Raw genomic sequence first — 26,758 nt, 5'->3', positions numbered from 1 at the left:
TCTCTGCGATCAATAATGAGGTGTATTCTCTTGTTCAAAACGTAACCGTCGAAGTCTCTTTCCAGAACCGAAATCTCTTCCAGTCCCGCAAGCTTCGCCGCCCACGTTTCTCTTTCTTCTCATCTTCAATTGTCAAAGAACTGACCAGAAAAAACCAGTCGAAAACCATTCCCGCAATCCCAAGCTCAAAGCCCAGAACCACCAATCAGCATCGCAGCCAATCCAGGAAACAATAGAGCGAAGGTCGTCGTCGCCAGCAGCGCCGCCGCCCTCGTCAGTGATCGGGCTTATAGACCCCCCAACCCGATATAGTCAACACCAGCATTGTAAAAATTCTGACATTTTTGTAAGTGGTTGATATACAATTATAATTTTGTAAGGCGCGGAAAAATCAGGTGTTTTGTACCGGATCCTATGCGTTTACCGGATTCATTTTTCGCCTTTCGTCGGAATCGTCCAGATCGGCACCTCAAACCGGCCGAAACAGTCTCGGCGGCGCACGCGCCCGACGTCGCATTGCCAGCAAAACGCCCAGGACCTAATAGACATCAAACGAACAAAGGAAGCGGAGCATGTTGCTTCTTCATAAAGCAGTCGCCCAAACGGCAGCGCCATGCAGATACGGCAGCACCTTATGTAGTGCGATATGGAGCCGACGGGCGTGACATATAAACTGCCTCCATTGCCGGAACTTCCGGTCTCGCATGTCCTTGCCGATATCGGCACTGCGCTTGCCGACCGTAGGCGCGCGGTGCTGTCCGCGCCGCCTGGCGCCGGCAAGACGACGCTGGTGCCGCTTCATCTCCTCGGCCAGCAGTGGCGCGGCGACGGTAGGATCATTCTTCTGGAGCCGCGGCGGCTGGCGGCAAGGGCGGCGGCAGCCCGCATGGCCTCGCTGCTGGGCGAACAGGTGGGCGACACGGTCGGCTACCGCATGCGGCTCGACAATCGCATCTCCGCGAAGACCCGCATCGAGGTGGTGACGGAAGGCGTGTTCGCACGGATGATTCTCGACGATCCCGAACTCTCGGACATTTCGACAGTTATCTTCGACGAATTCCACGAACGCTCGCTGGATGCGGATTTCGGCCTGGCGCTGGCGCTGGACGTGCAATCGGCGCTAAGGGATGATCTGCGTCTTCTCGTGATGTCCGCGACGCTGGACGTCGAGCGGGTCGCCAACCTGCTTGAGCAGCCGCCTGTCATTGAAAGCATGGGGCGCAGCTTTCCGATCGAGATCCGGCATCAGGACAGGCCGGCCGGAGAACGGATCGAGGATACGGTGACACGGGCTATCCTCGATGCGCATGCCAGCGAACAAGGCTCGATCCTCGCCTTCCTTCCGGGACAGGCCGAGATCACCCGGACGGCGGAGCGGCTCGAAGGCCGGTTGGGACCGGAGACGGTGATTGCGCCGCTTTATGGCAATCTCAGCCAGAAGGAGCAGGATGCGGCAATCCGACCCGCGCCGCAGGGCACCCGCAAGATCGTGCTCGCCACCTCGATTGCCGAAACCTCCATCACCATCGACGGGGTGCGCATTGTCATAGACAGCGGCCTGCAGCGACTACCGGTCTTTGAGGCTTCGACCGGCATTACGCGGCTCGAAACTGTGCGCGTCTCGCGCGCCTCGGCCGATCAGCGGGCCGGCCGCGCTGGGCGAACGGAGCCTGGCATCGCCATTCGCCTGTGGCATCCGGGCCAAACGGCGGCTCTGCCTGCCTTCACGCCGCCGCAGATCCTTTCCAGCGACCTTTCCGGCCTTGCGCTCGACCTGGCGCATTGGGGCGTGCAGGATCCATCGACGCTTGCCTTCGTCGATCAGCCGCCCGCAACGACGCTTGCCGAAGCACGAACATTGCTGCGGCAGCTGGGAGCGCTCGATGCGGAAAACGGGCTGACGGCGCATGGCCGGCTGATGCGCGAGCTCGCCCTTCCGCCTCGCCTGGCGGCGATGGTGATCTCGGCTGCGGAATTTGGCCAGGGACGCGAAGCGGCGTTGCTGGCTGTGCTGCTGACGGAGCAAGGGCTCGGCGGCCAGAGCATCGATCTCGAGGAAAGGCTGCGCCGCTTCAAAACGGAAAAGGGCGAGCGGGCGGAAGCCGCGCGCCGGCTGGCCGGGCGGCTTGCGTCTGCGGCCGGCGGCAATGGCGCCGTCACCACTGCCCCTTCACTCGCGGGTTCGCTGCTGCTGCACGCCTTTCCCGACCGGATCGCCCTGCAGCGCGGCGGCCGCGGCCGTTTCGTCATGGCCAACGGACGAGGCGCGGAACTGCCGGAGACCGAACGGCTTGCCGGCTCGCAAATGCTGGTGATCGCCGATCTCACCGGCCGGGCGGCGCAGGCGCGCATTCTTGCCGCGGCGGAGATTACCCGCGCCGATGTCGAGGAGCATTTGCCCGGCGAGATCCGCACGGAAGACCAGAACTTTTTCGATAGAGCGAGCCGCCAGGTGCGGGCACGGCGGGCGACAAGGCTCGGTGCCATCATCTTCGATGAAACGCCGCTGCCCCGCCCTTCCGGCGAGCAGGCTGCCAAGGCACTGGCCGAGGGCATTCGCGAACTGGGGATCGACGTCCTGCCTTTTTCCAAGGAAGCGGCGCAGCTGCGCGACAGGATCGGCTTCTTGCATAGGACGATTGGCGATCCCTGGCCGGATATGCGCGACGAAGCGCTGCTTGCGCGGCTCGACGAATGGTTCACGCCGTTTCAAAGCGAGGCGCGCGGCCTCTCCGATATCTCGGCCGGCGGACTTTCCAACGGGCTGATGGCGCTGGTGCCGCATGAGCTGCAGCGCGATCTCAGCCGGATGGCGCCGACGCATTTCGAAGCGCCGACCGGGCAGCGTCATCCCATACAATATGATGGCGAGGAGCCGCTTCTGACCATCCGGGTTCAGGAGTTGTTCGGGCTGAAGCAGCATCCGGCAGTGGGCGGCGGTCGGCTGCCGTTGCTGCTGGAACTCACATCGCCGGCCCATCGGCCAATTCAGACGACGCGCGATCTGCCGGGTTTCTGGGTCGGATCCTGGAAGGATGTGCGCGCCGACATGCGCGGGCGCTATCCGCGGCATCCCTGGCCGGAAGATCCGGCCGATGCCTTGCCAACCACGCGCGCCAAGCCAAGGGGGACCTGACAATGGCACGATTCTTCCGGGGATTGGAAAAGCTGTCCGAGGCCGAGATCCGGGCGCAGGACGACCATCATAGCAGCCGGCGGGTGAGGCTGCAGACACTGGTGCGCCTGCGCTGGCTCGCAGTCGGCGGCCAGACTGCCACCGTCATGATCGTCGCCTTCTGGCTGAAATTTCCCATGCCGCTGATGCCGTGCTGCGTGCTGATCGCCTGCCTTGCCTGGATCAACTTCTTCCTCACCCTGCGTTTTCCCCCGACGCACCGGCTGGAACCGCCGGCCGCGTTTGCCCTGCTCGGCCTCGATCTTCTGCAGCTCAGCGGGTTGCTGCTGATTACAGGCGGACTTGCCAACCCCTTCTCGGTGCTGGTCTGCGTGCCCGTCATTATATCGTTCGCTTCGCAGCCGATCCGCTACAGCGTGACGCTAATCGCGCTTGCGATGATCTGCATCACCGGGCTTGCCTTCTCGCCCTTCCCGCTTCCCTGGTACGAAGGCGTCGCCGTGAACGTTCATAGCGTCATGCAGCTGGGCGTCTGGTGTTCCATCGCCTCGACCATGGCCTTTGCCGCATTCTATGCCTATCGCGTGTCGATGGAGGCCTCGCAGCTTGCCGATGCGCTTTCGGCGACGGAACTTGTGCTGCAGCGGGAGAAGCATCTGTCGCAGCTCGACGGGCTGGCGGCGGCGGCGGCGCATGAGCTCGGGACGCCGCTTGCGACCATCAGCGTCGTTGCCAAGGAAATGGAACGCGAGCTGCGCGAGGACGACCGTTTTCGCGAAGATGTGGCGCTTTTGCGTAGCCAGAGCGAGAGATGCCGCGACATCCTGCGGCGGCTGACGACGCTTTCGTCGGAAGACGAAGCGCATATGCGGCGGCTGACGCTGTCCTCGATGATGGAAGAGATCATTGCTCCCCATCGCGAATTCGGCATCGCGCTGGAACTGATCGAAAGGAGCCCGCGCACCGGCGAACCGGTACTGTCACGCAATGCCGGCATCATGTATGGGCTCGGTAATCTGATCGAGAACGCCGTCGACTATGCCCGCAAGACGGTGACCGTCACCGTCGAATACACAGCTGACACGCTGACGATCGTCATCGAGGACGACGGCAGCGGCTATTCGCCGGAAATCCTGGCGCGGATCGGCGAGCCGTACGTGACTTCCCGTCAGCGCGACGACACCGCCGGCGGCCTTGGCCTCGGGCTCTTCATCGCTAAGACGCTTCTGGAACGTTCCGGTGCCGCCCTTTCCTTCACCAACCGCGACCCGGAAACGCCGGGAGCCCGTGTCCGCGTCGAATGGCCGCGCGTGTTGATCGACAGTAATTCGACAAAATGATTTTGACGGCTTACAACAGCCTTGGTCAAAATCGTTAGAATATGCAGGCGGATGGTCGCCGGGATAGAAGATAGAATGACGGAAAAAGAGATCGCAGCCCCACACATCGTGGACAAGGATGCCGCGGCCCATATCGGCGCGGATGCGACATTGCTGATCGTCGATGACGACGGCCCCTTTCTGCGCCGATTGGCGCGCGCAATGGAATCGCGCGGCTTCGCGGTGGAGACGGCGGAATCGGTGGCGGAAGGCGTCGCCAAGACCAAGATCAACCCGCCGAAATATGCGGTCGTCGACCTTCGCCTCGGCGATGGCAACGGCCTCGAGGTCATCGAGGCAATCCGCCAACGGCGCGATGATACGCATATCGTCGTCCTGACTGGGTACGGCAACATCGCGACAGCCGTCACTGCTGTCAAATTGGGTGCAATCGACTATCTGGCAAAGCCCGCCGATGCCGACGACGTCTTTGCGGCCCTAACGCAACGTCCCGGCGAAAAGGCCGAGGTGCCCGAGAACCCGATGTCGGCGGACCGCGTGCGCTGGGAGCATATCCAGCGCGTCTATGAAATGTGCGAACGCAACGTTTCCGAGACGGCACGCCGGCTCAACATGCATCGCCGTACGCTGCAGCGCATCCTCGCCAAGCGCGCGCCGAAATAAGGCAATACAAGGCAATACCAAGAAAAGCGGGCGGTGGCTTTCATTGAAGCGTCGCCGTCGCTTGAGGGCTATTCCGAGGTGAAGGACTTGCCCGTCGCCCATTCGGCCAACAGCAGGCGCTGTGCCGCTGCGCGGGAGAAGTTCAACGTCACCGATTTGCGCGTCGCCGGCGGCAGGCGATGCTCAGGCGCTTCGCGGATCATGTGGGCGCCGTAGCCGTCCGATAGAAACAGCCCGCATTCCTCCGGAAATATATCCAGCGGCACGTCCTTGTGGGTGGCGAAGAACAGCCGGTCGCAGTGCTGTCGGTATTCGGGCCATTTGCGGTCGACACGGAAATCCTCGATCGAGGTCTTGATCTCGATGATCCAGATCTCTCCCTTCTCGGAAATGGTGATGAGGTCGGCCCGGCGGCCGCTGGCAAGCGGCAACTCGGGCAAGATCGCGTGGCGCATCTCGTGCAGTAATAGTTGCACGCCCTTGCGTACAAGCATCGCCCGTTCCGACTGCCGGCCATCTATTAACGGATTGTTATTGTAAACGTTCAAAATCGTCATGAATTGCCTCAAGGACAGGCAAGCATTGTTGCAAAAAAACCATGTCCCTCTAATTTGCGCGGCGACGCTATTTTGTAGCGCCAGAGCAGCTTGCAAAGTTTAGTTTAATGGAAAATAAACCGTAGACAACGATGGTAGATAACCATCCGATCCCCGCCACGAAATTTCAAGAGACTTCCATGCGCATCCGTAATGCTATGACCGCACTCGGCCTTGTCGCAATGCTCGCATCGGCTGGCTATGCCACCACTGCCGCAGCCGCGCCGACCGCTACCGCAAAAACCGCTGCTGAGACCATCAAGACGTTCGATGGCGATTATGGCATCACCAGCGATAACGGTTTCCAGCTGCCGGCTATCCCGATCCAGAAGGTGAAGCCGCAGTTCCGCCGCCAGATCGTCGAATACAAGTCCGACGAAGCTGAAGGCACCATTATCGTCAACACGCGCGAGCGCCACCTCTATTACATCCTCGGCAATGGCGAAGCGATGCGCTACGGCATCGGCGTCGGCAAACAGGGCTTCTCCTGGTCCGGCACCGCGTATGTCGCCTGGAAGCAGGAATGGCCGAGCTGGCATCCGCCGAAGGAAATGGCCGTTCGTCGCCCGGAAATCGCAAAGTATGTCGACGGTGGCATGAACCCGGGCCTTTCCAACCCGCTCGGCGCACGCGCCATGTACCTCTACAATGAAAAAGGCCAGGACACGCTGTTCCGCCTGCACGGCACGCCAGAATGGGCGTCTATCGGCACGGCCGCTTCGTCCGGCTGCATCCGCCTGATCAATCAGGACGTGATCGACCTCTACAGCCGCGTCCTGCCGGGCCACAGCACCAAGGTCATCGTTATCCAGTAACTCGCTGGTATCGGAATTGAAAAAGGCCGTCGGATCACGATCCGGCGGCCTTTTTGTTTGGGTAGTTCGGAAGCGATCCAACATCGCTCCAACCGCCCTCCTCCTTCGAGGCGCCTTGCCGTCGGAACATCAGTGCAGACGACAAGACTTTGACGGATAGAGCTAGCCTTCGATGAGGCGAAGGATCACTTTGCCTGCTTTGCCTTCAGCTCGATACGGCGGCGATGCAGGACCGGTTCGGTGTAGCCATTCGGCTGCTCGCGGCCCTTGAGCACGAGATCGAGCGCTGCCTGGAAGGCAACCGAATCGTCGAAATTGCCTGACATGGTGATGTAGTTGGGATCGTCGGCATTCTGCTGGTCGACGACGGCGGCCATGCGCTTCATCGTCTCGATGATCTGCGCTTCGCTGATGACCTTATGGTGCAGCCAGTTGGCCATGTGCTGTGCCGAGATGCGCAGGGTGGCGCGGTCTTCCATCAGGCCGATATTGTTGATGTCAGGCACCTTGGAGCAGCCGACGCCCTGATCGACCCAGCGAACGACATAGCCGAGAATGCCCTGGCTGTTGTTGTCGATCTCGCGCTGGATTTCTTCCGGCGTCCAATTCGGCCGCGAAGCGACCGGCACGGAGAGAATATCGGATAGCTTGGCACGGCCGCGGCTCTTCAGGCTCTTCTGCACATCGGCGACGTTGACGCGGTGATAATGGGTGGCATGCAGCGTCGCGGCCGTCGGCGACGGCACCCAGGCGGTGTTGGCGCCGGCCTTTGGATGGGCGATCTTCTGCTCCAGCATGGCCGCCATCAAGTCCGGCATGGCCCACATGCCTTTGCCGATCTGCGCATGGCCAGACAGGCCGCATTCGAGGCCGATATCGACGTTCCAGTTCTCATAGGCGCCGATCCAGGCGGCCTGCTTCATGTCACCCTTGCGGATCATCGGGCCGGCTTCCATCGAGGTATGGATTTCGTCGCCGGTGCGGTCGAGGAAGCCGGTGTTGATGAAGACGACGCGTTCGCGGGCGGCGCGGATGGCCTCCTTGAGGTTAACCGTGGTGCGGCGCTCCTCATCCATGATGCCCATCTTCATCGTGTTTCTGGGCATGCCGAGCAGATCTTCGACGCGCGAGAAGATGTCGACGGCAAAGGCGACCTCTTCCGGACCGTGCATCTTCGGCTTGACGACATACATCGAGCCGGTACGCGAATTCTTGCGGCGGCCATTCGGGCCGATGTCGTAAAGCGCGATCAGGCCGGTGATGACGCCATCCATGACACCTTCCGGCACCTCGTTGCCATCGCGGTCGAGAATAGCGGGATTGGTCATGAGGTGGCCGACATTGCGCACCAGCATCAGCGAGCGGCAATGCAGATCGAACGTGCTGCCATCCGGCGCCGTATAGGTCACGTCGGGATTGAGGCGGCGCGTGAAGGTCTTGCCGCCCTTGGCAACTTCTTCCGTCAGGTCGCCCTTCATCAGTCCGAGCCAGTTGCGGTAGACCCCTGCCTTGTCCTCGGCATCGACGGCTGCGATCGAGTCTTCGCAGTCCATGATCGTCGTGATGGCGGATTCCAGGCGGACATCGGAAATGCCGGCGGGGTCGGTCTTACCGATAGTCGTGGTTGTATCGATGACGATTTCGATATGGATGCCGTTCTGCTTCAGCAGGATGTGCGTCGGGGTGGCGGGAGCACCAAGGTAGCCGGCGAAATGGCTGCCATCCGCCAGTTTCGATGCACCGCCCTTGGTAGCGATCGCTAGCGCGCCATCCTTCACGGCAAGGCCGGTGACGTCCGTCCAGCTTGCGCCGGCGAGCGATACGGTGGAATCAAGGAAATCGCGAACCCAGGCGATGACCTTCTCACCGCGCTTGGGGTTATATCCCTTGCCCTTCTCAGCGCCGTCGGTTTCGGGGATGGCGTCGGTGCCGTAGAGCGCGTCATAGAGCGATCCCCAGCGTGCGTTGGCGGCATTCAGCGCATAGCGCGCATTCATGACGGGAACGACGAGCTGCGGACCGGCAATCTCGGAAATTTCCGGATCGACATTTGCAGTCGAAATCGTAAAGGCCGGGCCTTCCGGCACGATGTAGCCGATTTCCCGGAGGAAAGCTTCATAGGCAGCGAGGTCGACGGGAGCGCCATTCTTGCGATACCAGTCGTCGAGGGCTGTCTGCATGCGATCACGCTTGGCGAGAAGTTCGCGGTTCTTCGGCGCGAGGTCGTGAACGATCTCGGAGAAGCCTGCAAAAAACGTCTCGGCGTCCACGCCCGAGCCCGGAAGAGCCTCTTTGACGAGAAAATCATAAAGTACGGATTCGATCTGCAGACCGTTCTTTTCAATGCGGCTCATGCCAAATACTCCTCAAGGCCGTTTCACGGCTCAACTTTCATATGCTGCCACTTTGCGGGTTGTTTCGCTCTCCGTCAATTTGGCAATAATTCGAAAGATTTGTGCAGCGCGGGAAACAATAGCCGACAGCAATCGGAAAATGTCAAAAGCCAAGCGGTTCTTTTTTTGCTGAAACTCTGAACCGCCCTATCTCTTTGTCTTTTGGCAGTTCCGGACGGAAAACCACTGGGCACTTTCCCTGGAGCTGCTTTATCGCCGCGTCACACGCATCGGCAATCCGCCGCGCGGCTGGGTCGTCAGCTTCTGCACCGGCCAGGGATCGGTGCCGTCGATCGCATCGAAGCGGAAACGCCGCATCATAACGGCAAGAGCGATGACTGCCTCCTGCAGAGCAAAGGTTGCGCCGATGCAGACGCGCGGACCGGCACCGAAAGGGAGATACTGGAAACGATTGATCTTGCCGCGGTTCTCCGGAAGGAAGCGCTCCGGCATGAAGGCACGCGGCTTTTCCCAGTAGAGCACATGGCGATGCAGGGTCCATGGCATGATCAGGACGGTGATCCCCTTCTCAATCGTCACCCGCTCGCCATTTGGGCTGGTCCATTCGTCATCGGCGATGGCAGCGCGATTGATCGACGGGGCCGGCGGATAGAGACGCATGGCCTCTTCGAAAGACGCGCGGACATAGGGCATCAGATCGAGCCAGGCGACCGGCTCGGCATCGGTTGCCAGCACCCGGTCGATTTCCTCTTCCATGGCCTGACGGATATGCGGGCTTTTGGCGACGCAATAGAGCGTCCAGGCCAAAGCGCGTGCCGTCGTCTCATGGCCGGCACCGATGAAGGTGAGGATATTGTCCTCGATCTCCTCCATCGTCAGCCCGTCGGGGCCGGCCTTCTCCAGAAGCAAGGTCAGGAAGTCGTCCGGCGCGCTGGCGCGATCCCGGCGCATCCGCTCCAGACGCTGGTCCATGGCCTTGTGGACGATGCCGCGGAACTTATCGAGCATGCGCTGGCCGCCAATGCGGGTGAGACGCGGCACCCAGGAAGGCGCGCGCAGGAGGTCCATGGGATCGACCCGGCCCATGCGATGCAGCAGCTCATTAACGTCGTCGGCGAAATGCTCGCTTTCGGTGACGATCTCGCCGGAAAACAAGGTTTCCGTCAGGATGGCGAAGGTCAGCTCGGTCATGTCGGCGGCAACATCGAACACGGCACCTTCGCTGCCGATCTCCTCATATTTGTGGAGGTATTCCAGGCTCTGGCTCAGCATCTGCCCGGCGAAGCCCTGAGCGTGGCGCGGGGTGAAGACGGGTGCGACGGCCTTGCGCGAGCGCTTCCAGACCGGACCTTCCGCCGTCAGCAGGCCATCACGCAGGATGGGGCGAAGCACGAGCTGGCGGATATCGGCCATGCGGTAGTTGGCGGCATTGTCGACCAGAACATGCTTGATGAGGCCGGGATCGTTGACGATCAGCGTTCGCTCGTTGAAGAACTTCGTCTTGATCCAGGGCAGCGTGTAGGACGGCTCGCCCCACAGTTCGAGCGGATTGCGCAGGATAGTCTTGATGATCGTCCATCGCGACGGCGGAACGGTGCGCGGGATGGGCGCCGGCGGGGAGAAGGCTTCCGGAAGCATGTCCATGGGATCTATTCTCCTCAAAGACCGGGCCATTGCCTGATCAAAGCAGCTGGAGCGGCGTATCTACCCGATATGGGGAACGCCGTCCGCAAAATCCAGACGATAAAACGTCGCGCAGCACGGCCTAGAGCGCATCGCGATCTCCAGGATCGCTTCTCGCACTATAGGTCTTTGCTTTTGCGCATGTCGTTGTCGCAAGGTCGCTGCACACCTTTGCGCGACGTGCTTAGAGCAGCGACTTCAGATCGCTCAGCTTATCGTTGATGAGCCAGCCGTAGTAGTTCTCCTCCGGCCAGACGGGCTGAGAAGAACCGCGGTTCTTGGCTGCAAGGGCGGCGGCGCGCTTGCGGGAATTACCGAGATTGTAAAGTGTCGCGGTGATGCCGGGGTTGCCTGAGATATCCATGCCGGCGATCGATCGATAATCGTCGATCGACTTGCGGATGGAGGCAGCTACGAAGGCCAGCGACAGATCGGGATCCATGATCGCCTTGTAGACTCCGCCGGCATCCTTCTCATCCAGCTTCGGGATGCCCGAGGTGCGGCTGACAAGATCGGAGAGCTCCAGCGCCGTCAGCGGATTGACCTGGCCGAGGCCGAAGGTCTGGCCGGCATAGAAGGGCTGGAAGAAGACGGCACTGAAGCGATTGTCCGGGTAGGACTTGCCATCGACTGTCTTGCCGCGGAAATCGTCTTCCCAGACATCTTCGCGGCAGATCCAGAGGCTGTAAGAATCTCGTCTGCTCTTGCAGGTGTCGAATTGCGGCCGGGCGACGAAATCGTCGACGTTCTCACCATTATAGGCGAAGCGGAAGCTCTGCCCCGCGTAAGAGGCTGCCTTCACATAGTAGGACTGCAGACCATCATAGGCATCGACATTGTAGGTGTGCTCGCCGACCAATGCGCCGACGATATGGATCGGATCGATGCCGTAGGCGCGCGCAGTCGACTTGATCTTCGACATCAGCTTCTTGTCGGTCGCCAGCAGCTCCCGCACCTTCTGGTATTTGCGATCGAAAGTGGAGCTGGTGCCGCGTGTGCGCCGCACGGACGCGCCGGGAACCGGCGGTTGCTCGGCATTGCGGTTGCCTGGAGGCACCGAGGTCGCTGCATCCGCATAGGCGGGAATCCAGGAGAAGCTGACAACCGCCAGAAGAAGAGTGATCAGTATACGTCGCAAGATGGCTGTCCTGTCGAAGTTTCAACCGATGTTTCCGTGCGACGGACTGGCGGATAATCTTGGCCGAAAAAAGCCATCCGACATAAGGAAACGGGCCTCTAGAGCGGATGATTTTAGGTCTGTTCGACCTAAAATCTGAATCCGCTCTAGAATCAAAAAAGTAGAGCGTGATGTCGTCCGAAAACCGCACACACTTTTCGGCATCACGCTCTAACTAAAAAGTTAACGACCCGTTGTCGAGTGTTTACTGTTTTAGATCGCCTTCAGCTGCCCGGTTACAGGATGAAGCGCGACAGGTCCGTGTTGGTTGCGAGGTCGCCGACATGCTCGCGGACATAGGCGGCATCGATGGTCACCGACACGCCGGCGCGATCCGATGCATTGTAGGAGATATCGTCCAGCACTCGCTCCATGACCGTCTGCAGGCGGCGTGCGCCGATATTCTCGACAGTGGAGTTCAGATGCACGGCGACGTCGGCGAGCGCGTCGATCGCATCGTCGGTGAAGTCGAGCTTCAGGTCTTCCGTTTCCATCAGCGCCTTGTACTGACGGATAAGGCTTGCCTGCGGCTCGGTGAGGATGCGGCGGAAGTCTTCCTTCGTCAGCGGACGGAGCTCGACGCGGATCGGCAGGCGGCCCTGCAATTCCGGCAGCAGATCCGAAGGCTTCGACACATGGAAGGCCCCGGAGGCGATGAAGAGGATGTGGTCGGTCTTGACCGGACCATACTTCGTCGAAACCGTCGTGCCTTCGACCAGCGGCAGCAGGTCACGCTGCACGCCTTCGCGGGAGACACCGGCACCCATGCCGCCATCGCGGGCGGCGATCTTGTCGATCTCGTCGAGGAAGACGATGCCGTCATTTTCGGCCGAGCGCACGGCCTCACGCTGGATCGCCTCATTGTCGATCAGCTTGTCGGATTCGTCGCGGATCAGCTCCTTGTAGGAATCCTTGACCGTGGTGCGCACCTTCTTCGTGCGGCCGCCCATGGCCTTGCCGAACATTTCGGAAAGGTTGAGCACGCCGATATTGGCGCCGGGCATGCCGGGGATTTCGAAACCGCCGGGCATGCCGGAGCCGGTATCGGACACTTCAATGTCGATTTCCTTGTCGTCCAGCTGGCCGTCGCGCAGCTTCTTGCGGAAGCTGTCACGCGTTGCAGGCGAAGCGGTGGCGCCGACCAATGCATCGAGCACGCGCTCTTCGGCGCTCATATGTGCCTTGGCCTGCACCTCGTTGCGCTTCTTCTCGCGCACCAGGCCGATGCCGACTTCGACGAGGTCACGGACGATCTGTTCGACGTCGCGGCCGACATAGCCGACTTCGGTGAACTTCGTGGCTTCGACCTTGATGAAGGGAGCGCCGGCAAGCTTGGCGAGACGGCGGGAGATTTCCGTCTTGCCGACACCGGTCGGGCCGATCATCAGGATGTTCTTGGGCATGACTTCGTCGCGCAGCTCAGGCTCAAGCTGCTGGCGGCGCCAGCGATTGCGCAATGCGATCGCCACGGCGCGCTTGGCCTCATGCTGGCCGACAATATAACGGTCGAGCTCGGAAACGATCTCGCGGGGGGAAAAAGTAGTCATTTCGCGTGTTCCCTGTCAGGGCTAGAAACTATCAAGAGAGGAACGTCTTAGGCTTCGGCATCCAGCGTTTCGACGATCACGTTGTGATTCGTGTAGACGCAGATGTCGGCAGCGATATCGAGGGCGCGGCGGGCGACGTCTTCTGCTGACTTGTCGCTATCCATCAGCGCGCGCGCGGCGGCGAGCGCAAAATTGCCGCCGGAGCCGATCGCCATGGCGCCATGTTCCGGCTCAAGCACATCGCCGTTGCCGGTGATAGCGAGCGTTACGCTTTTATCGGCAACCAGCATCATCGCTTCGAGGTTGCGCAGATATTTGTCCGTGCGCCAGTCCTTGGCGAGCTCAACTGCGGCGCGCATCAACTGACCGGGATATTGTTCGAGCTTCTTCTCGAGACGCTCGAGCAGGGTGAAGGCATCGGCGGTCGCGCCGGCGAAACCGGCGATGACATCGCCCTTGCCGATGCGGCGAACCTTGCGCGCATTGCCCTTCATTACCGTCTGGCCAAGGCTCACCTGGCCATCACCAGCCATCACGACCTTGCCGTTCTTGCGAATAGTCACGATTGTCGTCATTCAACACCTGTTTGCCCCCATTTCGGCGGGCTTTCTGCCGGGCCGCACATCGGCCCCGTCAGCACCTATGTAAGAGGGGTTTTGACGATTGCAAATGGCAGCCGGACCGGATTGGTTCGAGCGAGCCGGCTAAAGACGAGGGCCGCACGCGTAACTTCTGGATATTTCTCGATCCGCCTGATAAGGAACGGCCGTATTCCGATGGAGCATCCCATGGCAGAGACCGCAGCAAGCCGTACGGCAAGCGTTTCCCGCAAGACCAACGAGACCTCGGTCTCCGTTTCCGTCAACATCGACGGCAGCGGCAAGTCGACGATTTTGACGGGGGTCGGCTTCTTCGACCATATGCTGGAACAGCTCTCGCGACATTCGCTGATCGACATGGAGATCGACACCAAGGGCGACTTGCACGTCGACGACCATCATGCCGTCGAAGACACCGGCATCGCGATCGGCCAGGCGATTGCGAAGGCGCTGGGCGACCGGCGCGGCATCACCCGCTACGCCTCGATCGATCTCGCCATGGACGAAACGATGACGAAAGCGGCCGTCGATCTCTCGGGCAGACCCTTCCTAGTCTGGAATGTTTCGTTCAGTGCGCCGAAGATCGGCACCTTCGATACCGAGCTGGTGCGCGAGTTCTTCCAGGCTTTGGCGCAGAATGCCGGCATCACGCTGCATATCCTCAACCATTATGGCGCCAACAATCACCATATAGCCGAGACATGCTTCAAGGCCGTTGCGCGCGCATTGCGCACCGCAACGGAGATCGATCCGCGGCAGGCAGGCCGAGTGCCATCGACGAAAGGCACGCTCGCCTGAGCCGGATGATTTCAAGTCGAACCGACCTGAAATCATCCGGCTCTAGAATCAAACAGATAGAGCATAATGCCGAAAACCGCGTAGACTTTTCGGCATCATGCTCTTAGCCCCAAAATGGGGAACTGAGGAAATGGCAAGCTATCTGATTTTGTCTCCCCCCGGAGCGCCCAATCGATCCGAAGTATCGGATCGATATCGTGATGGAACGCGATTCATCCGCGACGGCTTTTCGTGGAAGGCGTTTTTGTTTCCAGCGTTCTGGATGCTCTTCAATCGCCTCTGGCTGCACGCCGTCGCCGCCATCCTCTTGCAGGGCTTTGCCTTGGAGCTGATGCGCCAGCCGGGATTTTTCATTGCCGGAGCAGCCATTTGGCTGGGCGTTCACATTCTGGCGGGGCTTGAGGGGCCGGATGCGGTGGGACAGCGGCTGATCAACCGCGGCTGGAAGATCGAAAACCTCGTTTCTGCGCGCGATCTGGCAACTGCGGAAGAGATCCACTTCTCTCAAATCGAGCAGGAGTCAGAAGCGGATATCCATCCAAAGAATTGGAATATCCCTGCATTCAATAGCAATACCAGCCGCCCAGGCCCGAGCTTCGGCCTTCCTGGCTATGACGGAGGACGCTGACCATGCGCGTCGCGATTATCGACTATGGTTCCGGCAATTTGCGCTCGGCCACGAAAGCTTTCGAGCGCGCTGCCCGCGAAGCTGGCATCGACGCTGAAATCGACCTGACCGATAAGGCCGAGCGTGTCGCCACGGCAGACCGCATCGTGCTCCCCGGTGTCGGTGCCTATGCCGATTGCCGCCGCGGCCTCGATGCTGTGCCCGGCATGGCGGAAGCCGTTGTCGACGTCGTCGAGCACAAGGCTCGTCCCTTCCTCGGCATCTGCGTCGGCATGCAGCTAATGTCCTCGCGCGGGCTGGAAAAGACGATCACGCAAGGCTTCGGCTGGATCAAGGGCGACGTCAAAGAGATGACGCCGAGCGATCCCAACCTGAAGATCCCGCAGATCGGCTGGAATACGCTGGACCTGCGCCATCCGCACGCCCTGTTCGACGGGATCGCGACCGGGCCTGACGGCCTGCACGCCTATTTTGTCCATTCCTACCATCTGGCGGCCGAACACGGCGAGGACGTGATCGCGACGACGAGCTATGGCGGGTCGATGACCGCCTTCGTCGGCCGCGACAACATCGCCGGCGCACAGTTCCATCCGGAAAAGAGCCAGAAGCTCGGCCTTGCCCTCATCGCCAATTTCCTGCGCTGGAAGCCGTAAGGCTCGCGCTCCAAGGACTGACATCATGATTCTTTTTCCCGCTATCGACCTAAAAGACGGCCAATGTGTGCGCCTCAAGCTCGGCGACATGGAGCAGGCAACCGTTTACAATCCCGATCCTGGCGCACAGGCAAAAGCCTTTGAAGACCAGGGCTTCGAATGGCTGCATGTCGTCGATCTCAACGGCGCCTTTGCCGGCGAGACCGTGAACGGCGCTGCCGTCGACGCCATTCTCAAGGCAACCAAAAACCCCGTGCAGCTCGGCGGCGGCATCCGCACGCTCGATCATATCGAAAACTGGCTGTCGCGCGGACTCACCCGCGTCATCCTCGGCACCGTCGCCGTGCGCGATCCGGCGCTGGTCATCGAAGCCTGCCGGAAATTTCCGGGCCATGTCGCCGTCGGCATCGACGCCAAGGGTGGCAAGGTCGCTGTCGAGGGCTGGGCCGAAGCGTCCGAGCTTGGCGTGATCGAGCTTGCGCAAAAATTCGAGGGCGCCGGCGTCGCCGCGATCATCTATACCGATATCGACCGCGACGGGATTCTGACTGGCATCAACTGGGATTCGACGCTGGAACTGGCCGATGCCGTTTCAATCCCGGTCATCGCCTCTGGCGGACTTGCGTCGCTAGACGATATCCGCCGCATGGTCCAGCCGGATGCCCGCAAACTCGAAGGTGCGATTTCCGGCCGCGCGCTCTATGATGGCCGGATCGACCCCAAGGAAGCACTGGCGCTGATCAAGCGGGCCAAGGAGGCAGCGCAATGACCCTGAAAGCCCGCGTCATCCCCTGCCTCGACGTCAAGGACGGCCGCGTCGTCAAGGGCGTCAACTTCGTCAATCTCGTCGATGCCGGCGATCCGGTCGAAGCAGCGAAAGCCTATGATGCCGCCGGAGCCGATGAACTCTGCTTCCTCGACATCACTGCCTCTTCCGACAATCGCGATACCATCTTCGATGTCGTGGCCCGTACCGCCGAGCAATGCTTCATGCCCGTCACCGTCGGCGGCGGCGTGCGCGCTATCGCCGACATCCGCAAGCTGTTGCTCTGCGGCGCCGACAAGGTTTCGATCAATTCGGCGGCGGTGAACAATCCGGATTTCGTTGCCGAAGCGGCCGATAAATTCGGCAACCAGTGCATCGTCGTTTCCATCGACGCCAAGCGGCGGCGCACGGAAGCGCTCGGCGGCGACAATATGAGCGCCTGGGAGATCTATACCCATGGCGGCCGCAACGCCACCGGCATCGATGCCGTCGATTTTGCCCGCAAGATGGTCGAGCGCGGCGCCGGCGAGCTGCTCGTCACCTCCATGGATCGCGACGGCACCAAGGTCGGCTACGATCTTGAGCTGACACGGGCGATCGCCGATGCGGTGCGCGTCCCCGTCATCGCATCAGGCGGCGTCGGCGATCTCGATGATCTCGTCGCTGGCGTCAAGGAAGGCCATGCGACAGCGGTGCTGGCCGCCTCGATCTTCCACTTCGGCACCTATTCGGTGGGCGAGGCAAAGCGCTATATGGCCGAGCGCGGCATTCCCATGCGGCTGGATTAGGAGACAGCGTAGCGATGAGCGGATTTACCCTTTCCGACCTCGAAAAAATCGTCGAGGAACGCTCCAAGGCATCGCCCGACGAATCCTGGACCGCCAAGCTTGTTGCGGCCGGCCAGCCGAAAGCCGCCAAGAAGCTGGGCGAAGAGGCGATCGAAGCCGTGATGGCGGCCATCACCAACGACCGCGACAACCTCACTTATGAGGCCGCCGACGTGCTGTACCACCTTTTGGTCGTATTGAAGATCGCAGGCATTCCGTTGCAGAATGTCATGGACGAGCTCGAAAGGCGCACTGCCCAATCCGGCCTTCAAGAGAAGGCGAGCCGGTAAAAAGTCATGACCTCAGCGACCAAGACCCAGCCTGCACCCGAGACGCTCGATATCTTCCAGGCGAAAGCCTATTCGCCCTATTTTTTCTTTTCCTCGGAGGAATGGGCAAAATTTCGGGCGGATACGCCGCTGACCTTGACCGCAGACGAAGTGACGCGGCTGCGCTCGATGGGCGACCCGATCGATCTCAATGAGGTCCGGCGCATCTATCTGTCGCTGTCTCGCCTACTGTCCTCGCATGTCGAATCCTCGCAGATTCTGTTCGAGCAGCGCAACCGCTTCCTCAGCCTCTCCGATGTCGCCAAAACGCCGTTCATCATTGGCATTGCCGGCTCTGTCGCCGTCGGCAAATCCACCACCGCCCGCGTCCTGAAGGAATTGATGGGGCGCTGGCCGTCAAGCCCGAAGGTCGATCTGGTCACGACAGACGGCTTTCTCTATCCGAACGCCGAGCTGCAGCGCCGCAACCTGATGCAGCGCAAGGGCTTTCCGGAAAGCTACGATACGGCAGCGCTGCTGCGCTTCCTTTCGGCCATCAAGGCCGGCCAGCCGAATGTACAGGCGCCCTCCTACTCGCATCTCGTCTATGACGTGCTGCCGAACGAGTTCAAAACGGTCGACCGCCCGGATATCCTGATCTTCGAGGGCATCAACGTGCTGCAATCGCGGCATCTGCCCGCCGACGGCAAGATCGTGCCGATGGTCTCGGACTTCTTCGACTTCTCGATTTACATCGACGCCGACGAAGATCTGATCCACAACTGGTATGTCGCCCGCTTCATGAAGTTGCGCGAAACCGCCTTCCGCGATCCCCACTCCTTCTTCCATCGCTATGCCTCGATCAGCGAAGAGGAAGCGCTGACGATCGCGGAAGGGCTTTGGAAGAACATCAACCTCAAGAACCTGCGCCAGAACATCCTGCCGACGCGGCCGCGCGCCGATCTCATACTGCAGAAGGGCAAGAACCATCTGATCGAGCAGGTTGCGCTCAGGAAGCTTTGACTGAGGCGTCCGCGATTGCATCCGCCGCGCCGGTTTCCATCGATGCTCCATTGCGCTGGATGCGAATGAGCATGCACACCGCCAAACCGGCCGGGAACAGAGCTCCGAGCGGCATTATCGATGACGCAATCTGCTGATTGAACACGGGGTAGAGCCAGGCGAAGCCGAGTAAGGGCAGCAATCCTCGAGAATTGATGAAAAAGTATAGGATGGCGACACTCAGGGGAATTGTGTCGTAGATATAGCCATAAGGCATGGCGACGAGCGCCAAGGTGGCCGTCAGGCAGACCCTGCTGCCGTGATCGACGCCCATCTTGCCGCGCCAGAGCCACATAGTCGCAACAATGGCCGCCACGGAAGCGATCAGCTGAAATGAGTAGGATGCGGCAAGGCCTAGTCCGAATGACCGCGCGAGCATGAAGATTGTCGCCGCATTCATCTGATAGGCCTGTGGAAACGGAGCTTCCAGGATCGCCGTCATCAGTGGCCTCGTCTCCGTCACGAACAACCACCAGACCTCGAAACCGAACAACAGACCTGTCGTGACCACTAGAAAAACTGCGGTTGCAGCAGTGGAGAGAATGGCGCGGTAGTTGCCGCTGGCAAGCAGACAAAAGGGCACCAGCACCCCCAATTGCGGCTTGACCGTCAGCAGACCAAACAAGATGCCTGCAATGATTGGTCGGCTCGGAGCAAGAAGCAATCCGGATAGCAGCAGGGCCGTGGTCAAGGCGCCATTTTGTCCGAAGATGACGTTTAGGATGGCCGCCGGCGAGGCTATGAGAAGAATACGTAGCCACCAAGCCAGATCGAGCGGTTTTGTTGCCAAGAACAGCAGGAGGAGCGTCGCCGAAGTCCAGACAGCGTATGCGGCGAAAATCGGCAGCCCCGCCAAGGGAATGCCGATCAGTAGCATGGAGGGCGGATAGCTCCATTCCTGGTCGGGCAGTAGGGGCGACAGGATCAGTCGAAGTTCCCGCCGATACGCCTCGGCATCGAACAGATAAGCGACGTTTCCCTTCTCGGCCATCAGCGTGCCACCCCAGAGATTGGTGAAATCCCAATAGGGCAATCGATCGGAAAGGCTGGAGAATCCATCCGGTGTCAGGGTCCACAGACACTTTAGGAGATAGAGGCCGCATGCCAGTCCCAAGGCACCGATCAAAGCCGCAAAAAACTGTTCCGCCCTCGGTCTTGCCACGATGGTCCCTAACGTCCCCGTCTCCGGTCTATTGATCTATTTATGAGGTTACCCGTCTTAAAGTCAGGTTTATCCGGCCGCCGTTCTTCAGCAATGTCGATGTCGCCGGATAGATGCGGTCGACGCCGTGGAAGCAGAGTCTGCCTTCGCCACCTAGGACGATGATGTCGCCGCTCGTGAGCTTGAGGGACAGCGTGCGATCATTGCGGTTGAGACCGCCAACCCGAAAGAGGCAGGTGTTGCCGAGCGAAATCGACAACACGGGCGCATTGAGATCCTGCTCGTCCTTATCCTGATGCAGGCCCATGCGGGCATCGTCGGCATAGAAATTCACAAGACAAGCCTGCGGCGGATTTTCATAGCCTGCTATATCTCTCCAGAGATCGAGCAGTTGCGGCGGCAGGGCCGGCCAAGGTCTGTTGGTGACGGGATGAATCGGTTGATACCGATAACCGCGCTGCTTGTCCGTGACCCAGCCAAGCCCGCCACAATTGGTCATGCGTACCGACATTTCCTTGCCGGTGCCGGGCATGACCGGCGTGAACAGCGGCGCCTGCGTCACGACGGAGCGAACGGCCTCGACGAGCGCCTCCTGTGCAGGGCGATCGAGATATCCGGGCAGGTGGCGAATTCCGTTCGGAAGCAGCATTTGTGTTTTCCTGATGTTGCCAGCCAGGCGAATATGCCGATGCCGCACCTTTGTGCTTGGCCCCTCATCCCAACTCTCTCTGCTGGCGGAGAGAGGGAGCTTATCTTAGCCGAAGCCAGCTTACTGCAAGTGGGAACTTTACTGTCTCGCTCGGTCGTCCCTTCTCCTCCGCATCGTGGGGAGAAGGCTGGGATGAGAGGCCGGGCACAGAGCTGCCGCAACGCAAGACCCGCCTGACAACCACTATCTTTACCCAACCAAACCAAAATCGCAGCCCGAAAACTTAGTCGCCACCGACCTTGCCGCGCATCTTCTTCACTTCCGATCGCCCGGATTTCTCCTTCAGCCGGCGCTCGATGGAGCCCTTGGTCGGCTTTGTCTTCTTGCGCGGCGGCGGTGGCGGGGCTGCGGCCTCGAGGATCAGCTCCTTCAACCGCTCACGTGCATCCTCGCGATTGCGGTCCTGGCTGCGGAAACGGCTGGCCTCGATCATCAGGACGCCGTCCTTGGAGACGCGCCGCCCGGCAAGTCTGGTGGCGTTCGCCTTCACTCGATCGGTCAACGACGGCGAGTTCTGGACGTTGAAGAAGAGCTGGACTGCCGTCGCTACCTTGTTGACGTTCTGACCGCCGGGGCCGCCTGCTAGAACGAATTGCTCCGTCAGCTCCCAGCCGGCGATGGTAATCCGGTCGTTGATGTAAAGCGCTTCGCTGGCCATGGTTTTCTCCGCGACTGCAGAGGTCGAAGAATATCCGGTCGAAGCCGCCTCCCCGCTCTATCGGCAATCTAAGCATTTCCGGGCGGAAAACCGCTGAGCACTTTTCCTGAAATCGCTCTATTCCACATTGCAAAGCGCTTGAAAACATCAGGCGAAACGAAAAACCCGGCGGAATGCCCGCCGGGTTTCACGTGAGTCACTGCTGTTGCGAAAAGTCTACTCCGCCGCAACCCGCATTCCCGGTGCCGCATCGCGGACATTGCCGTCCACATGCGCCTCGAACTTGGCGAAGTTGGTGACGAACATCTGCACCAGCTTCGCGGCCTGGGCATCATAGGCTTCGCCATCGGCCCAGGTCGAACGCGGATCAAGGATGGCGCTCTCGACGCCTTCGACGGCAACGGGCACTGCGAAGCCGAAGTTTGGATCGATACGGAACTCGACATTGTCGAGGTCGCCGTTCAGAGCTGCAGCCAGAAGCGCGCGTGTTGCCTTGATCGGCATGCGACGGCCGATTCCGTAAGCGCCGCCGGTCCAACCGGTGTTGACCAGCCAGCAGCTGGCGCCATGACGGGCAATCTGTTCCTTCAGCAGATTGCCGTACTCTGTCGGGTGACGCGGCATGAATGGCGCACCGAAGCAGGTCGAGAACGTGGCTTCCGGCTCGACAACGCCCTTTTCCGTGCCCGCGACCTTGGCGGTGTAACCCGAAAGGAAGTGGTACATCGCCTGATCCGGTGTCAGCTTGGCGATCGGCGGCATGACGCCGAAAGCGTCGGCTGTCAGCATGATGATCGTCTCGGGGTGGCCGGTAATACCGGATTCCGAAGCGTTCGGGATGAAGTGTAGCGGATAGGCGCTGCGGGTATTCTCTGTCAGCGAACCATCGTCGAGGTCCGGCCGGCCATGCTCGTCGAGCACAACATTTTCGAGCACAGTGCCGAAACGACGCGTCGTTGCGTAGATTTCCGGCTCGGCTTCGGCCGACAGACGGATAGTCTTGGCGTAGCAGCCGCCTTCGAAATTGAAGATGCCGTTTTCACCCCAGCCATGCTCGTCGTCGCCGATGAGCGTGCGGGTCGGATCGGCTGAAAGCGTCGTCTTGCCCGTGCCGGACAGGCCGAAGAAGATCGCTGCATCACCATCCGGGCCGACATTGGCCGAGCAGTGCATCGGCATGACGCCGCGTTCGGGCAGCAGATAGTTCAGCGCCGTGAAGACCGATTTCTTCATTTCGCCAGCATAGGAGGTGCCGCCGATCAGAACGATGCCGTTGACGAAATCGCAGGCGATGACCGTCTCGCTGCGGCAGCCATAGCGCTCGGGATCGGCCCTGAAGCTCGGCAGGTCGATGATCGTCAGCTTCGGCACGAAGCTTTCCAGCGCCGAGCGCTCAGGACGGATCAGCAGATTGCGGATGAACAGCGAGTGCCAGGCGAATTCGGTGATGACGCGTGTCGGTAGAGCATATTCGCGGTCGGCGCCGCCGATGAGATCCTGGACGAACAGGTCCTTGCCGCGCGCATGGGCCAGCATGTCTTCATGCAGCAGCGCAAAGTGTTCCGGCGACATCGGCTTGTTGTTGTCCCACCAGATCTGGTCTTCGGTCGTGGCATCGCGCACGACGAACTTGTCCTTCGGGGAACGGCCGGTGTGCTGGCCGGTGATCGCCCTCAGTGCGCCGTCGGCCGTCAGGTCGGCTTCGCGGCGGCGAATCGCCTCCTCATAAAGGTGAGCCTCCATGAGGTTATAGCGCACGCTGGCGGCGGCTCCCAGGCCGATCGATCCCAGTTCAGTCGCGGGATTACGGACGCCGAATTGCTCCATCACTTTTTTCCTCTGCAAGGGCTTGGACGTTAGAATTGTCTAAAGCGTAGATGTGTCTTTTTAAAAGCACAAGAGCAGAAAGCGAAAAATATTTAATGATATCAGATATTTAATCGATTTAAATAATACGAAGCAATTTTAAATCGTTTGAATGACGGGCATCGGGACGTTTCGTCGCACAACCCTTGAGCAAGCGAATTGCTCCGCGACAATCCTCCCCTTTATCTTTGCCACAATTTGTTCCACCTTTATCCTCATAAGCGCGCCAGGTTATCGCCAACCGAGCTGGCAGACCGCCTGGGCTGGATTCCAAATCCGGGAGACGCGCACTGATGACGGAGACGAACACCATGTTGACAATCGCGCTCGTTGACGACGACCGCAATATCCTGACTTCCGTATCGATTGCCTTGGAAGCAGAGGGATATAAGGTAGAGACTTATACGGACGGAGCTTCGGCGCTTGACGGCCTGCTGGCACGGCCGCCGCAACTGGCGATTTTCGATATCAAGATGCCGCGCATGGACGGCATGGAGCTGCTGCGCCGCCTGCGCCAGAAGTCGGATCTGCCCGTGATCTTCCTGACCTCCAAGGATGAGGAGATCGATGAACTTTTCGGCCTGAAGATGGGCGCCGACGACTTCATCACCAAGCCGTTCTCGCAGCGCCTGCTGGTCGAACGCGTCAAGGCGGTGCTTCGCCGCGCTTCGGCCCGCGAAGCCGCAAACGCTGCCGGCGGCGCCACCGCGGCCAAGCCCGGCGCGGCGCAACAGGCCCGTTCGCTGGAGCGCGGCCAGCTTGTCATGGACCAGGAGCGCCATACCTGCACCTGGAAGGGCGAGCCGGTGACGCTGACCGTGACCGAGTTCCTGATCCTGCATTCGTTGGCCCAGCGCCCAGGCGTGGTCAAGAGCCGCGACGCCCTGATGGACGCCGCCTATGACGAGCAGGTCTATGTCGACGACCGCACGATCGACAGCCACATCAAGCGGCTGCGCAAGAAATTCAAGATGGTCGACCTCGATTTTGATATGATCGAGACACTGTATGGCGTTGGCTATCGCTTCCGCGAAGCTGCCTAATAGTTAACTGGACCATACGGCGCCCAATGGAATAAGAGCATGCGGACGGGATCGCCGATCCCGTTCTTTGAAAGGGCCGTAGGCTTGGCACAGCTGGTGCAGGACAGGGATATAGACGACTCGGAAAGCCCGAGCGGCGCTCGAATCGCGCGCCGCCGATGGACTCATCCGTTCGTTCTGATCCGCCGGATCTTCGGCAATGCCGTCTTTTCCAGCCTGACGCGGCGAATCCTGTTCTTCAATCTCGCCGCCCTCGTCGTGCTTGTCGGCGGCATTCTCTACCTCAACCAGTTTCGCGAAGGCCTGATCGACGCTCGCGTCGAAAGCCTGCTGACACAGGGCGAGATCATCGCCGGCGCGGTCTCTGCATCGGCATCGGTCGACACGAACTCCATCACCATCGACCCGCAGAAGCTTCTGGAACTGCAGGCGGGCCAGAGCATCACGCCCGTTCCGAACGACGAGGATCTGGAATTCCCGATTGACCCGGAAAAGGTCGCTCCGGTGCTGACGCGGCTGATCTCGCCGACGCGCACCCGCGCGCGCATCTTCGATGCCGATGCGAACCTGCTGCTCGACAGCCGCCATCTCTATTCCCGCGGGCAAGTGCTGCGCTACGACCTGCCGCCCGTCGATGACGAGAAGCAGAGCTGGTCCGACTGGTTCAGCGGGTTGCTCAACAAGATGCTGCAGCCGGGCAACCTGCCTGTTTACAAGGAAGCGCCCGGCGGCGACGGCTCGATCTATCCTGAAGTCATGAACGCATTGACGGGCGTGCGCGGCGCAGTGGTCCGCACCACGGAGAAGGGCGAGCTGATCGTTTCGGTCGCCGTACCGGTCCAGCGCTTCCGCGCCGTGCTCGGCGTGCTGCTGCTCTCGACCCAAGCCGGCGATATCGACAAGATCGTCCATGCCGAGCGCCTGGCCATCATGCGCGTCTTCGGCGTTGCGACACTCGTCAACGTCGTACTGTCGCTGCTTTTGTCCTCCACGATAGCCAATCCGCTGCGCCGGCTTTCGGCCGCGGCCATCCGCGTGCGTCGCGGCGGGGCGAAAGAGCGCGAGGAAATCCCCGATTTCTCCGCGCGCCAGGACGAAATCGGCAATCTGTCGATCGCGCTGCGCGACATGACGTCGGCGCTCTACGATAGGATCGACGCGATCGAAAGCTTCGCGGCCGACGTCAGCCACGAGCTGAAGAATCCGCTGACATCGCTGCGCAGCGCCGTCGAAACGCTGCCGCTTGCCAAGAGCGATGATTCCAAGAAGCGGCTGATGGATGTGATCCAGCATGACGTGCGCCGCCTCGACCGCCTGATCAGCGACATCTCGGATGCCTCGCGTCTCGATGCCGAACTCGCGCGATCGGATGCAAGAACGCTCGATCTGGAAGTGCTTCTGCGCGACATGATCGATATTTCGCGGCAGGTCGGGCACAGCAAGAGGGCCGTCGAGATCGAATACGTGATCGACCGCAAGCCGGCCAACAAGGCGAAATTCACTGTCGAGGGTCACGACCTGCGTATCGGTCAGATCGTTACAAACCTCATCGAAAATGCCCGATCCTTCGTTCCAAACGATACCGGCAAGATTACGGTGCGGCTGACGCGCACGCGTACGCGCTGCGTTATCTATATCGAGGACAACGGTCCGGGCATCCAGGCGGAAGATATCGATCGGATCTTCGAGCGCTTCTATACCGACCGGCCGGAATCCGAAGGTTTTGGGCAGAATTCCGGTCTCGGTCTCTCCATCAGCCGGCAGATCGCCGAAGCGCATGGCGGATCACTCCGGGCCGAGAACATCATCGAGAGCGACGGCACGACGCTACTCGGCGCGCGCTTCATCCTCTCACTACCGGCACAAACGACGGCATGAGCGGTCGAATGCCCGACGCAACCAATATTCACGCAACTGCAATCGTCGTCGGCAAGACCGGGCTTCTGTTTCTCGGCCCCTCCGGAAGCGGCAAATCCACCCTCGCCTTTTCCTGCCTGGCAGCTGCCAAACCGCTGGGGCTCAACGCGATGCTGGTCGCCGACGACCGTGTGCTGATAGCAAAGCGTGAGGGCTCCATCATTGCCGAATGTCCGCCCTCGATCGCCGGCTTGATGGAAATTCGCTACACCGGAATCGTTCACATGCCTTACGTTTCAAAGGCGGAGATGCATTTCGCCATCCGTCCCGTCGATCCGGCGACCGCCGAACGATTGCCGCCGGAAGACGAACAGATCGACATTGCGGACTCGATCCAGTTGCCCTTGATCCGATTGTCCGCAGCCTCAGCGAACCCGCTCGCGGCAATAACGGCAAAAATCGGCGCAAGACTGGATTAAATGGCCCATTTGGCCCCGGCAGGCGCTCGAATCCTATATTTTAAGCTTGCACTTCGTCTTTTCATGGCCAA

Annotated in this window: 25 protein-coding genes; 15 read left to right on the top strand and 10 right to left on the bottom strand. The window is 60.4% G+C overall.

Annotated features, from left to right (window positions below; all coding sequences use genetic code 11):
• The 4 genes from QD461_RS15955 to QD461_RS15940 all read left to right on the top strand — a co-directional run.
• Nucleotides 1-236: hypothetical protein (locus QD461_RS15955; protein WP_414088589.1), on the top strand; the 236-nt coding region annotated here is incomplete at its 5' end.
• 410 nt (nt 237-646) lie between these two features.
• Complete coding sequence (gene hrpB, locus QD461_RS15950) at nt 647-3,136, top strand: ATP-dependent helicase HrpB (RefSeq protein ID WP_414088588.1); 2,490 nt, start codon at nt 647-649, stop codon at nt 3,134-3,136.
• Nucleotides 3,137-3,138: 2 nt separating this feature from the next.
• The gene (locus tag QD461_RS15945; protein WP_414088587.1) at nt 3,139-4,476 is read left to right on the top strand and encodes an ActS/PrrB/RegB family redox-sensitive histidine kinase; all 1,338 of its coding nucleotides are present in this window, start codon (nt 3,139-3,141) and stop codon (nt 4,474-4,476) included.
• Between the two features lie 75 nt (nt 4,477-4,551).
• On the top strand, nt 4,552-5,139 hold the full coding sequence (locus QD461_RS15940) for an ActR/PrrA/RegA family redox response regulator transcription factor (protein WP_414088586.1): 588 nt from the start codon (nt 4,552-4,554) through the stop codon (nt 5,137-5,139).
• A 68-nt stretch (nt 5,140-5,207) separates the two neighbouring features.
• On the opposite strand, the gene QD461_RS15935 is transcribed toward QD461_RS15940, so the two are convergent.
• Complete coding sequence (locus tag QD461_RS15935; RefSeq protein WP_414088585.1) at nt 5,208-5,696, bottom strand: MmcB family DNA repair protein; 489 nt, start codon at nt 5,694-5,696, stop codon at nt 5,208-5,210.
• 179 nt (nt 5,697-5,875) lie between these two features.
• Here QD461_RS15935 and QD461_RS15930 point away from each other — a divergent pair, with 179 nt between their 5' ends.
• A complete protein-coding gene (locus QD461_RS15930) occupies nt 5,876-6,550 on the top strand; it encodes a L,D-transpeptidase (protein ID WP_004127592.1) in 675 nt (224 codons plus the stop codon).
• A 185-nt stretch (nt 6,551-6,735) separates the two neighbouring features.
• Here the strand turns inward: QD461_RS15930 and QD461_RS15925 are convergent, their stop codons facing one another.
• The 5 genes from QD461_RS15925 to hslV form a co-directional block, all read right to left on the bottom strand.
• Nucleotides 6,736-8,904 carry a malate synthase G gene (locus QD461_RS15925; RefSeq protein ID WP_414088584.1) on the bottom strand — a complete coding sequence of 723 codons (2,169 nt, stop codon included), beginning with the start codon at nt 8,902-8,904 and terminating at the stop codon, nt 6,736-6,738.
• Between the two features lie 249 nt (nt 8,905-9,153).
• Entirely contained in the window at nt 9,154-10,548 is a 1,395-nt protein-coding gene (locus tag QD461_RS15920) for a cytochrome P450 (protein ID WP_414088583.1), read from the bottom strand.
• Nucleotides 10,549-10,771: 223 nt separating this feature from the next.
• Nucleotides 10,772-11,725: a DUF1402 family protein gene (locus tag QD461_RS15915; protein ID WP_414088582.1), complete on the bottom strand. Its 954-nt coding sequence runs from the start codon at nt 11,723-11,725 to the stop codon at nt 10,772-10,774.
• Nucleotides 11,726-12,000: 275 nt separating this feature from the next.
• Nucleotides 12,001-13,311, bottom strand: coding sequence for an ATP-dependent protease ATPase subunit HslU (gene hslU, locus QD461_RS15910; protein ID WP_414088581.1), 1,311 nt, complete (start codon nt 13,309-13,311; stop codon nt 12,001-12,003).
• Nucleotides 13,312-13,358: 47 nt separating this feature from the next.
• A complete protein-coding gene (gene hslV / locus QD461_RS15905) occupies nt 13,359-13,886 on the bottom strand; it encodes an ATP-dependent protease subunit HslV (protein ID WP_414088580.1) in 528 nt (175 codons plus the stop codon).
• Nucleotides 13,887-14,099: 213 nt separating this feature from the next.
• Here hslV and hisB point away from each other — a divergent pair, with 213 nt between their 5' ends.
• The 7 genes from hisB to coaA all read left to right on the top strand — a co-directional run bounded on the left by hisB (nt 14,100) and on the right by coaA (nt 18,874).
• Complete coding sequence (gene hisB / locus QD461_RS15900; protein WP_414088579.1) at nt 14,100-14,708, top strand: imidazoleglycerol-phosphate dehydratase HisB; 609 nt, start codon at nt 14,100-14,102, stop codon at nt 14,706-14,708.
• Between the two features lie 97 nt (nt 14,709-14,805).
• A complete protein-coding gene (locus tag QD461_RS15895; protein WP_414088578.1) occupies nt 14,806-15,336 on the top strand; it encodes a DUF2628 domain-containing protein in 531 nt (176 codons plus the stop codon).
• Between the two features lie 2 nt (nt 15,337-15,338).
• Nucleotides 15,339-15,989: an imidazole glycerol phosphate synthase subunit HisH gene (hisH, locus tag QD461_RS15890; protein WP_414088577.1), complete on the top strand. Its 651-nt coding sequence runs from the start codon at nt 15,339-15,341 to the stop codon at nt 15,987-15,989.
• Between the two features lie 25 nt (nt 15,990-16,014).
• Nucleotides 16,015-16,758 (top strand): 1-(5-phosphoribosyl)-5-[(5-phosphoribosylamino)methylideneamino]imidazole-4-carboxamide isomerase, encoded by a 744-nt coding sequence (hisA, locus tag QD461_RS15885; RefSeq protein ID WP_414088576.1) that lies wholly within the window; start codon nt 16,015-16,017, stop codon nt 16,756-16,758.
• A complete protein-coding gene (gene hisF / locus QD461_RS15880) occupies nt 16,755-17,543 on the top strand; it encodes an imidazole glycerol phosphate synthase subunit HisF (protein WP_414088575.1) in 789 nt (262 codons plus the stop codon). The genes hisA and hisF overlap by 4 nt, the downstream gene beginning before the upstream one ends.
• A gap of 14 nt (nt 17,544-17,557) precedes the next feature.
• Entirely contained in the window at nt 17,558-17,872 is a 315-nt protein-coding gene (locus QD461_RS15875; protein WP_414088574.1) for a phosphoribosyl-ATP diphosphatase, read from the top strand.
• Nucleotides 17,873-17,878: 6 nt separating this feature from the next.
• Nucleotides 17,879-18,874 (top strand): type I pantothenate kinase, encoded by a 996-nt coding sequence (gene coaA / locus QD461_RS15870; RefSeq protein WP_414088573.1) that lies wholly within the window; start codon nt 17,879-17,881, stop codon nt 18,872-18,874.
• Here coaA and QD461_RS15865 read toward each other — a convergent pair.
• The 4 genes from QD461_RS15865 to QD461_RS15850 all read right to left on the bottom strand — a co-directional run bounded on the left by QD461_RS15865 (nt 18,861) and on the right by QD461_RS15850 (nt 23,269).
• Complete coding sequence (locus QD461_RS15865) at nt 18,861-20,075, bottom strand: glycosyltransferase family 87 protein (RefSeq protein WP_414088572.1); 1,215 nt, start codon at nt 20,073-20,075, stop codon at nt 18,861-18,863. The genes coaA and QD461_RS15865 overlap by 14 nt on opposite strands.
• Nucleotides 20,076-20,115: 40 nt before the next feature.
• Nucleotides 20,116-20,724 carry an alpha-ketoglutarate-dependent dioxygenase AlkB family protein gene (locus tag QD461_RS15860; RefSeq protein WP_414088571.1) on the bottom strand — a complete coding sequence of 203 codons (609 nt, stop codon included), beginning with the start codon at nt 20,722-20,724 and terminating at the stop codon, nt 20,116-20,118.
• 283 nt (nt 20,725-21,007) lie between these two features.
• Nucleotides 21,008-21,442 (bottom strand): alternative ribosome rescue aminoacyl-tRNA hydrolase ArfB, encoded by a 435-nt coding sequence (gene arfB / locus QD461_RS15855; protein WP_184704982.1) that lies wholly within the window; start codon nt 21,440-21,442, stop codon nt 21,008-21,010.
• Nucleotides 21,443-21,658: 216 nt separating this feature from the next.
• Entirely contained in the window at nt 21,659-23,269 is a 1,611-nt protein-coding gene (locus QD461_RS15850) for a phosphoenolpyruvate carboxykinase (protein ID WP_414088570.1), read from the bottom strand.
• A gap of 350 nt (nt 23,270-23,619) precedes the next feature.
• Here QD461_RS15850 and QD461_RS15845 point away from each other — a divergent pair, with 350 nt between their 5' ends.
• From QD461_RS15845 to QD461_RS15835, 3 genes are all read left to right on the top strand, one after another.
• Nucleotides 23,620-24,351 carry a response regulator transcription factor gene (locus QD461_RS15845; RefSeq protein WP_414088594.1) on the top strand — a complete coding sequence of 244 codons (732 nt, stop codon included), beginning with the start codon at nt 23,620-23,622 and terminating at the stop codon, nt 24,349-24,351.
• Nucleotides 24,352-24,435: 84 nt separating this feature from the next.
• The gene (locus QD461_RS15840; protein ID WP_414088593.1) at nt 24,436-26,229 is read left to right on the top strand and encodes a stimulus-sensing domain-containing protein; all 1,794 of its coding nucleotides are present in this window, start codon (nt 24,436-24,438) and stop codon (nt 26,227-26,229) included.
• 8 nt (nt 26,230-26,237) lie between these two features.
• Nucleotides 26,238-26,687, top strand: coding sequence for an HPr kinase/phosphorylase (locus tag QD461_RS15835; protein WP_414088568.1), 450 nt, complete (start codon nt 26,238-26,240; stop codon nt 26,685-26,687).
• Nucleotides 26,688-26,758 lie beyond the last annotated feature (71 nt).

This window comes from Rhizobium sp. BR 314, from assembly GCF_047445805.1.
In the GTDB taxonomy this organism is placed as follows: domain Bacteria; phylum Pseudomonadota; class Alphaproteobacteria; order Rhizobiales; family Rhizobiaceae; genus Rhizobium; species Rhizobium lusitanum_B.
The sequence above is the reverse complement of the archived record's forward strand: the minus strand, read 5'-3'. Positions and strand labels throughout refer to the sequence as shown.

What these genes read in the sequence shown, in the direction of transcription:
- hisB (WP_414088579.1), top strand. Translation starts at nt 14,100, where the DNA reads ATGGCAGAGACCGCAGCAAGCCGTACGGCAAGCGTTTCCCGCAAGACC.
- arfB (WP_184704982.1), bottom strand. Translation starts at nt 21,442, where the DNA reads ATGGCCAGCGAAGCGCTTTACATCAACGACCGGATTACCATCGCCGGC.
- hisH (WP_414088577.1), top strand. Translation starts at nt 15,339, where the DNA reads ATGCGCGTCGCGATTATCGACTATGGTTCCGGCAATTTGCGCTCGGCC.
- QD461_RS15845 (WP_414088594.1), top strand. Translation starts at nt 23,620, where the DNA reads ATGTTGACAATCGCGCTCGTTGACGACGACCGCAATATCCTGACTTCC.
- QD461_RS15920 (WP_414088583.1), bottom strand. Translation starts at nt 10,548, where the DNA reads ATGGACATGCTTCCGGAAGCCTTCTCCCCGCCGGCGCCCATCCCGCGC.
- hrpB (WP_414088588.1), top strand. Translation starts at nt 647, where the DNA reads ATGGAGCCGACGGGCGTGACATATAAACTGCCTCCATTGCCGGAACTT.
- coaA (WP_414088573.1), top strand. Translation starts at nt 17,879, where the DNA reads ATGACCTCAGCGACCAAGACCCAGCCTGCACCCGAGACGCTCGATATC.
- QD461_RS15860 (WP_414088571.1), bottom strand. Translation starts at nt 20,724, where the DNA reads ATGCTGCTTCCGAACGGAATTCGCCACCTGCCCGGATATCTCGATCGC.
- hslV (WP_414088580.1), bottom strand. Translation starts at nt 13,886, where the DNA reads ATGACGACAATCGTGACTATTCGCAAGAACGGCAAGGTCGTGATGGCT.
- QD461_RS15935 (WP_414088585.1), bottom strand. Translation starts at nt 5,696, where the DNA reads ATGACGATTTTGAACGTTTACAATAACAATCCGTTAATAGATGGCCGG.
- QD461_RS15925 (WP_414088584.1), bottom strand. Translation starts at nt 8,904, where the DNA reads ATGAGCCGCATTGAAAAGAACGGTCTGCAGATCGAATCCGTACTTTAT.
- QD461_RS15945 (WP_414088587.1), top strand. Translation starts at nt 3,139, where the DNA reads ATGGCACGATTCTTCCGGGGATTGGAAAAGCTGTCCGAGGCCGAGATC.
- QD461_RS15895 (WP_414088578.1), top strand. Translation starts at nt 14,806, where the DNA reads ATGCTCTTAGCCCCAAAATGGGGAACTGAGGAAATGGCAAGCTATCTG.
- hisA (WP_414088576.1), top strand. Translation starts at nt 16,015, where the DNA reads ATGATTCTTTTTCCCGCTATCGACCTAAAAGACGGCCAATGTGTGCGC.
- QD461_RS15835 (WP_414088568.1), top strand. Translation starts at nt 26,238, where the DNA reads ATGCCCGACGCAACCAATATTCACGCAACTGCAATCGTCGTCGGCAAG.
- QD461_RS15850 (WP_414088570.1), bottom strand. Translation starts at nt 23,269, where the DNA reads ATGGAGCAATTCGGCGTCCGTAATCCCGCGACTGAACTGGGATCGATC.
- QD461_RS15875 (WP_414088574.1), top strand. Translation starts at nt 17,558, where the DNA reads ATGAGCGGATTTACCCTTTCCGACCTCGAAAAAATCGTCGAGGAACGC.
- hslU (WP_414088581.1), bottom strand. Translation starts at nt 13,311, where the DNA reads ATGACTACTTTTTCCCCCCGCGAGATCGTTTCCGAGCTCGACCGTTAT.
- hisF (WP_414088575.1), top strand. Translation starts at nt 16,755, where the DNA reads ATGACCCTGAAAGCCCGCGTCATCCCCTGCCTCGACGTCAAGGACGGC.
- QD461_RS15930 (WP_004127592.1), top strand. Translation starts at nt 5,876, where the DNA reads ATGCGCATCCGTAATGCTATGACCGCACTCGGCCTTGTCGCAATGCTC.
- QD461_RS15940 (WP_414088586.1), top strand. Translation starts at nt 4,552, where the DNA reads ATGACGGAAAAAGAGATCGCAGCCCCACACATCGTGGACAAGGATGCC.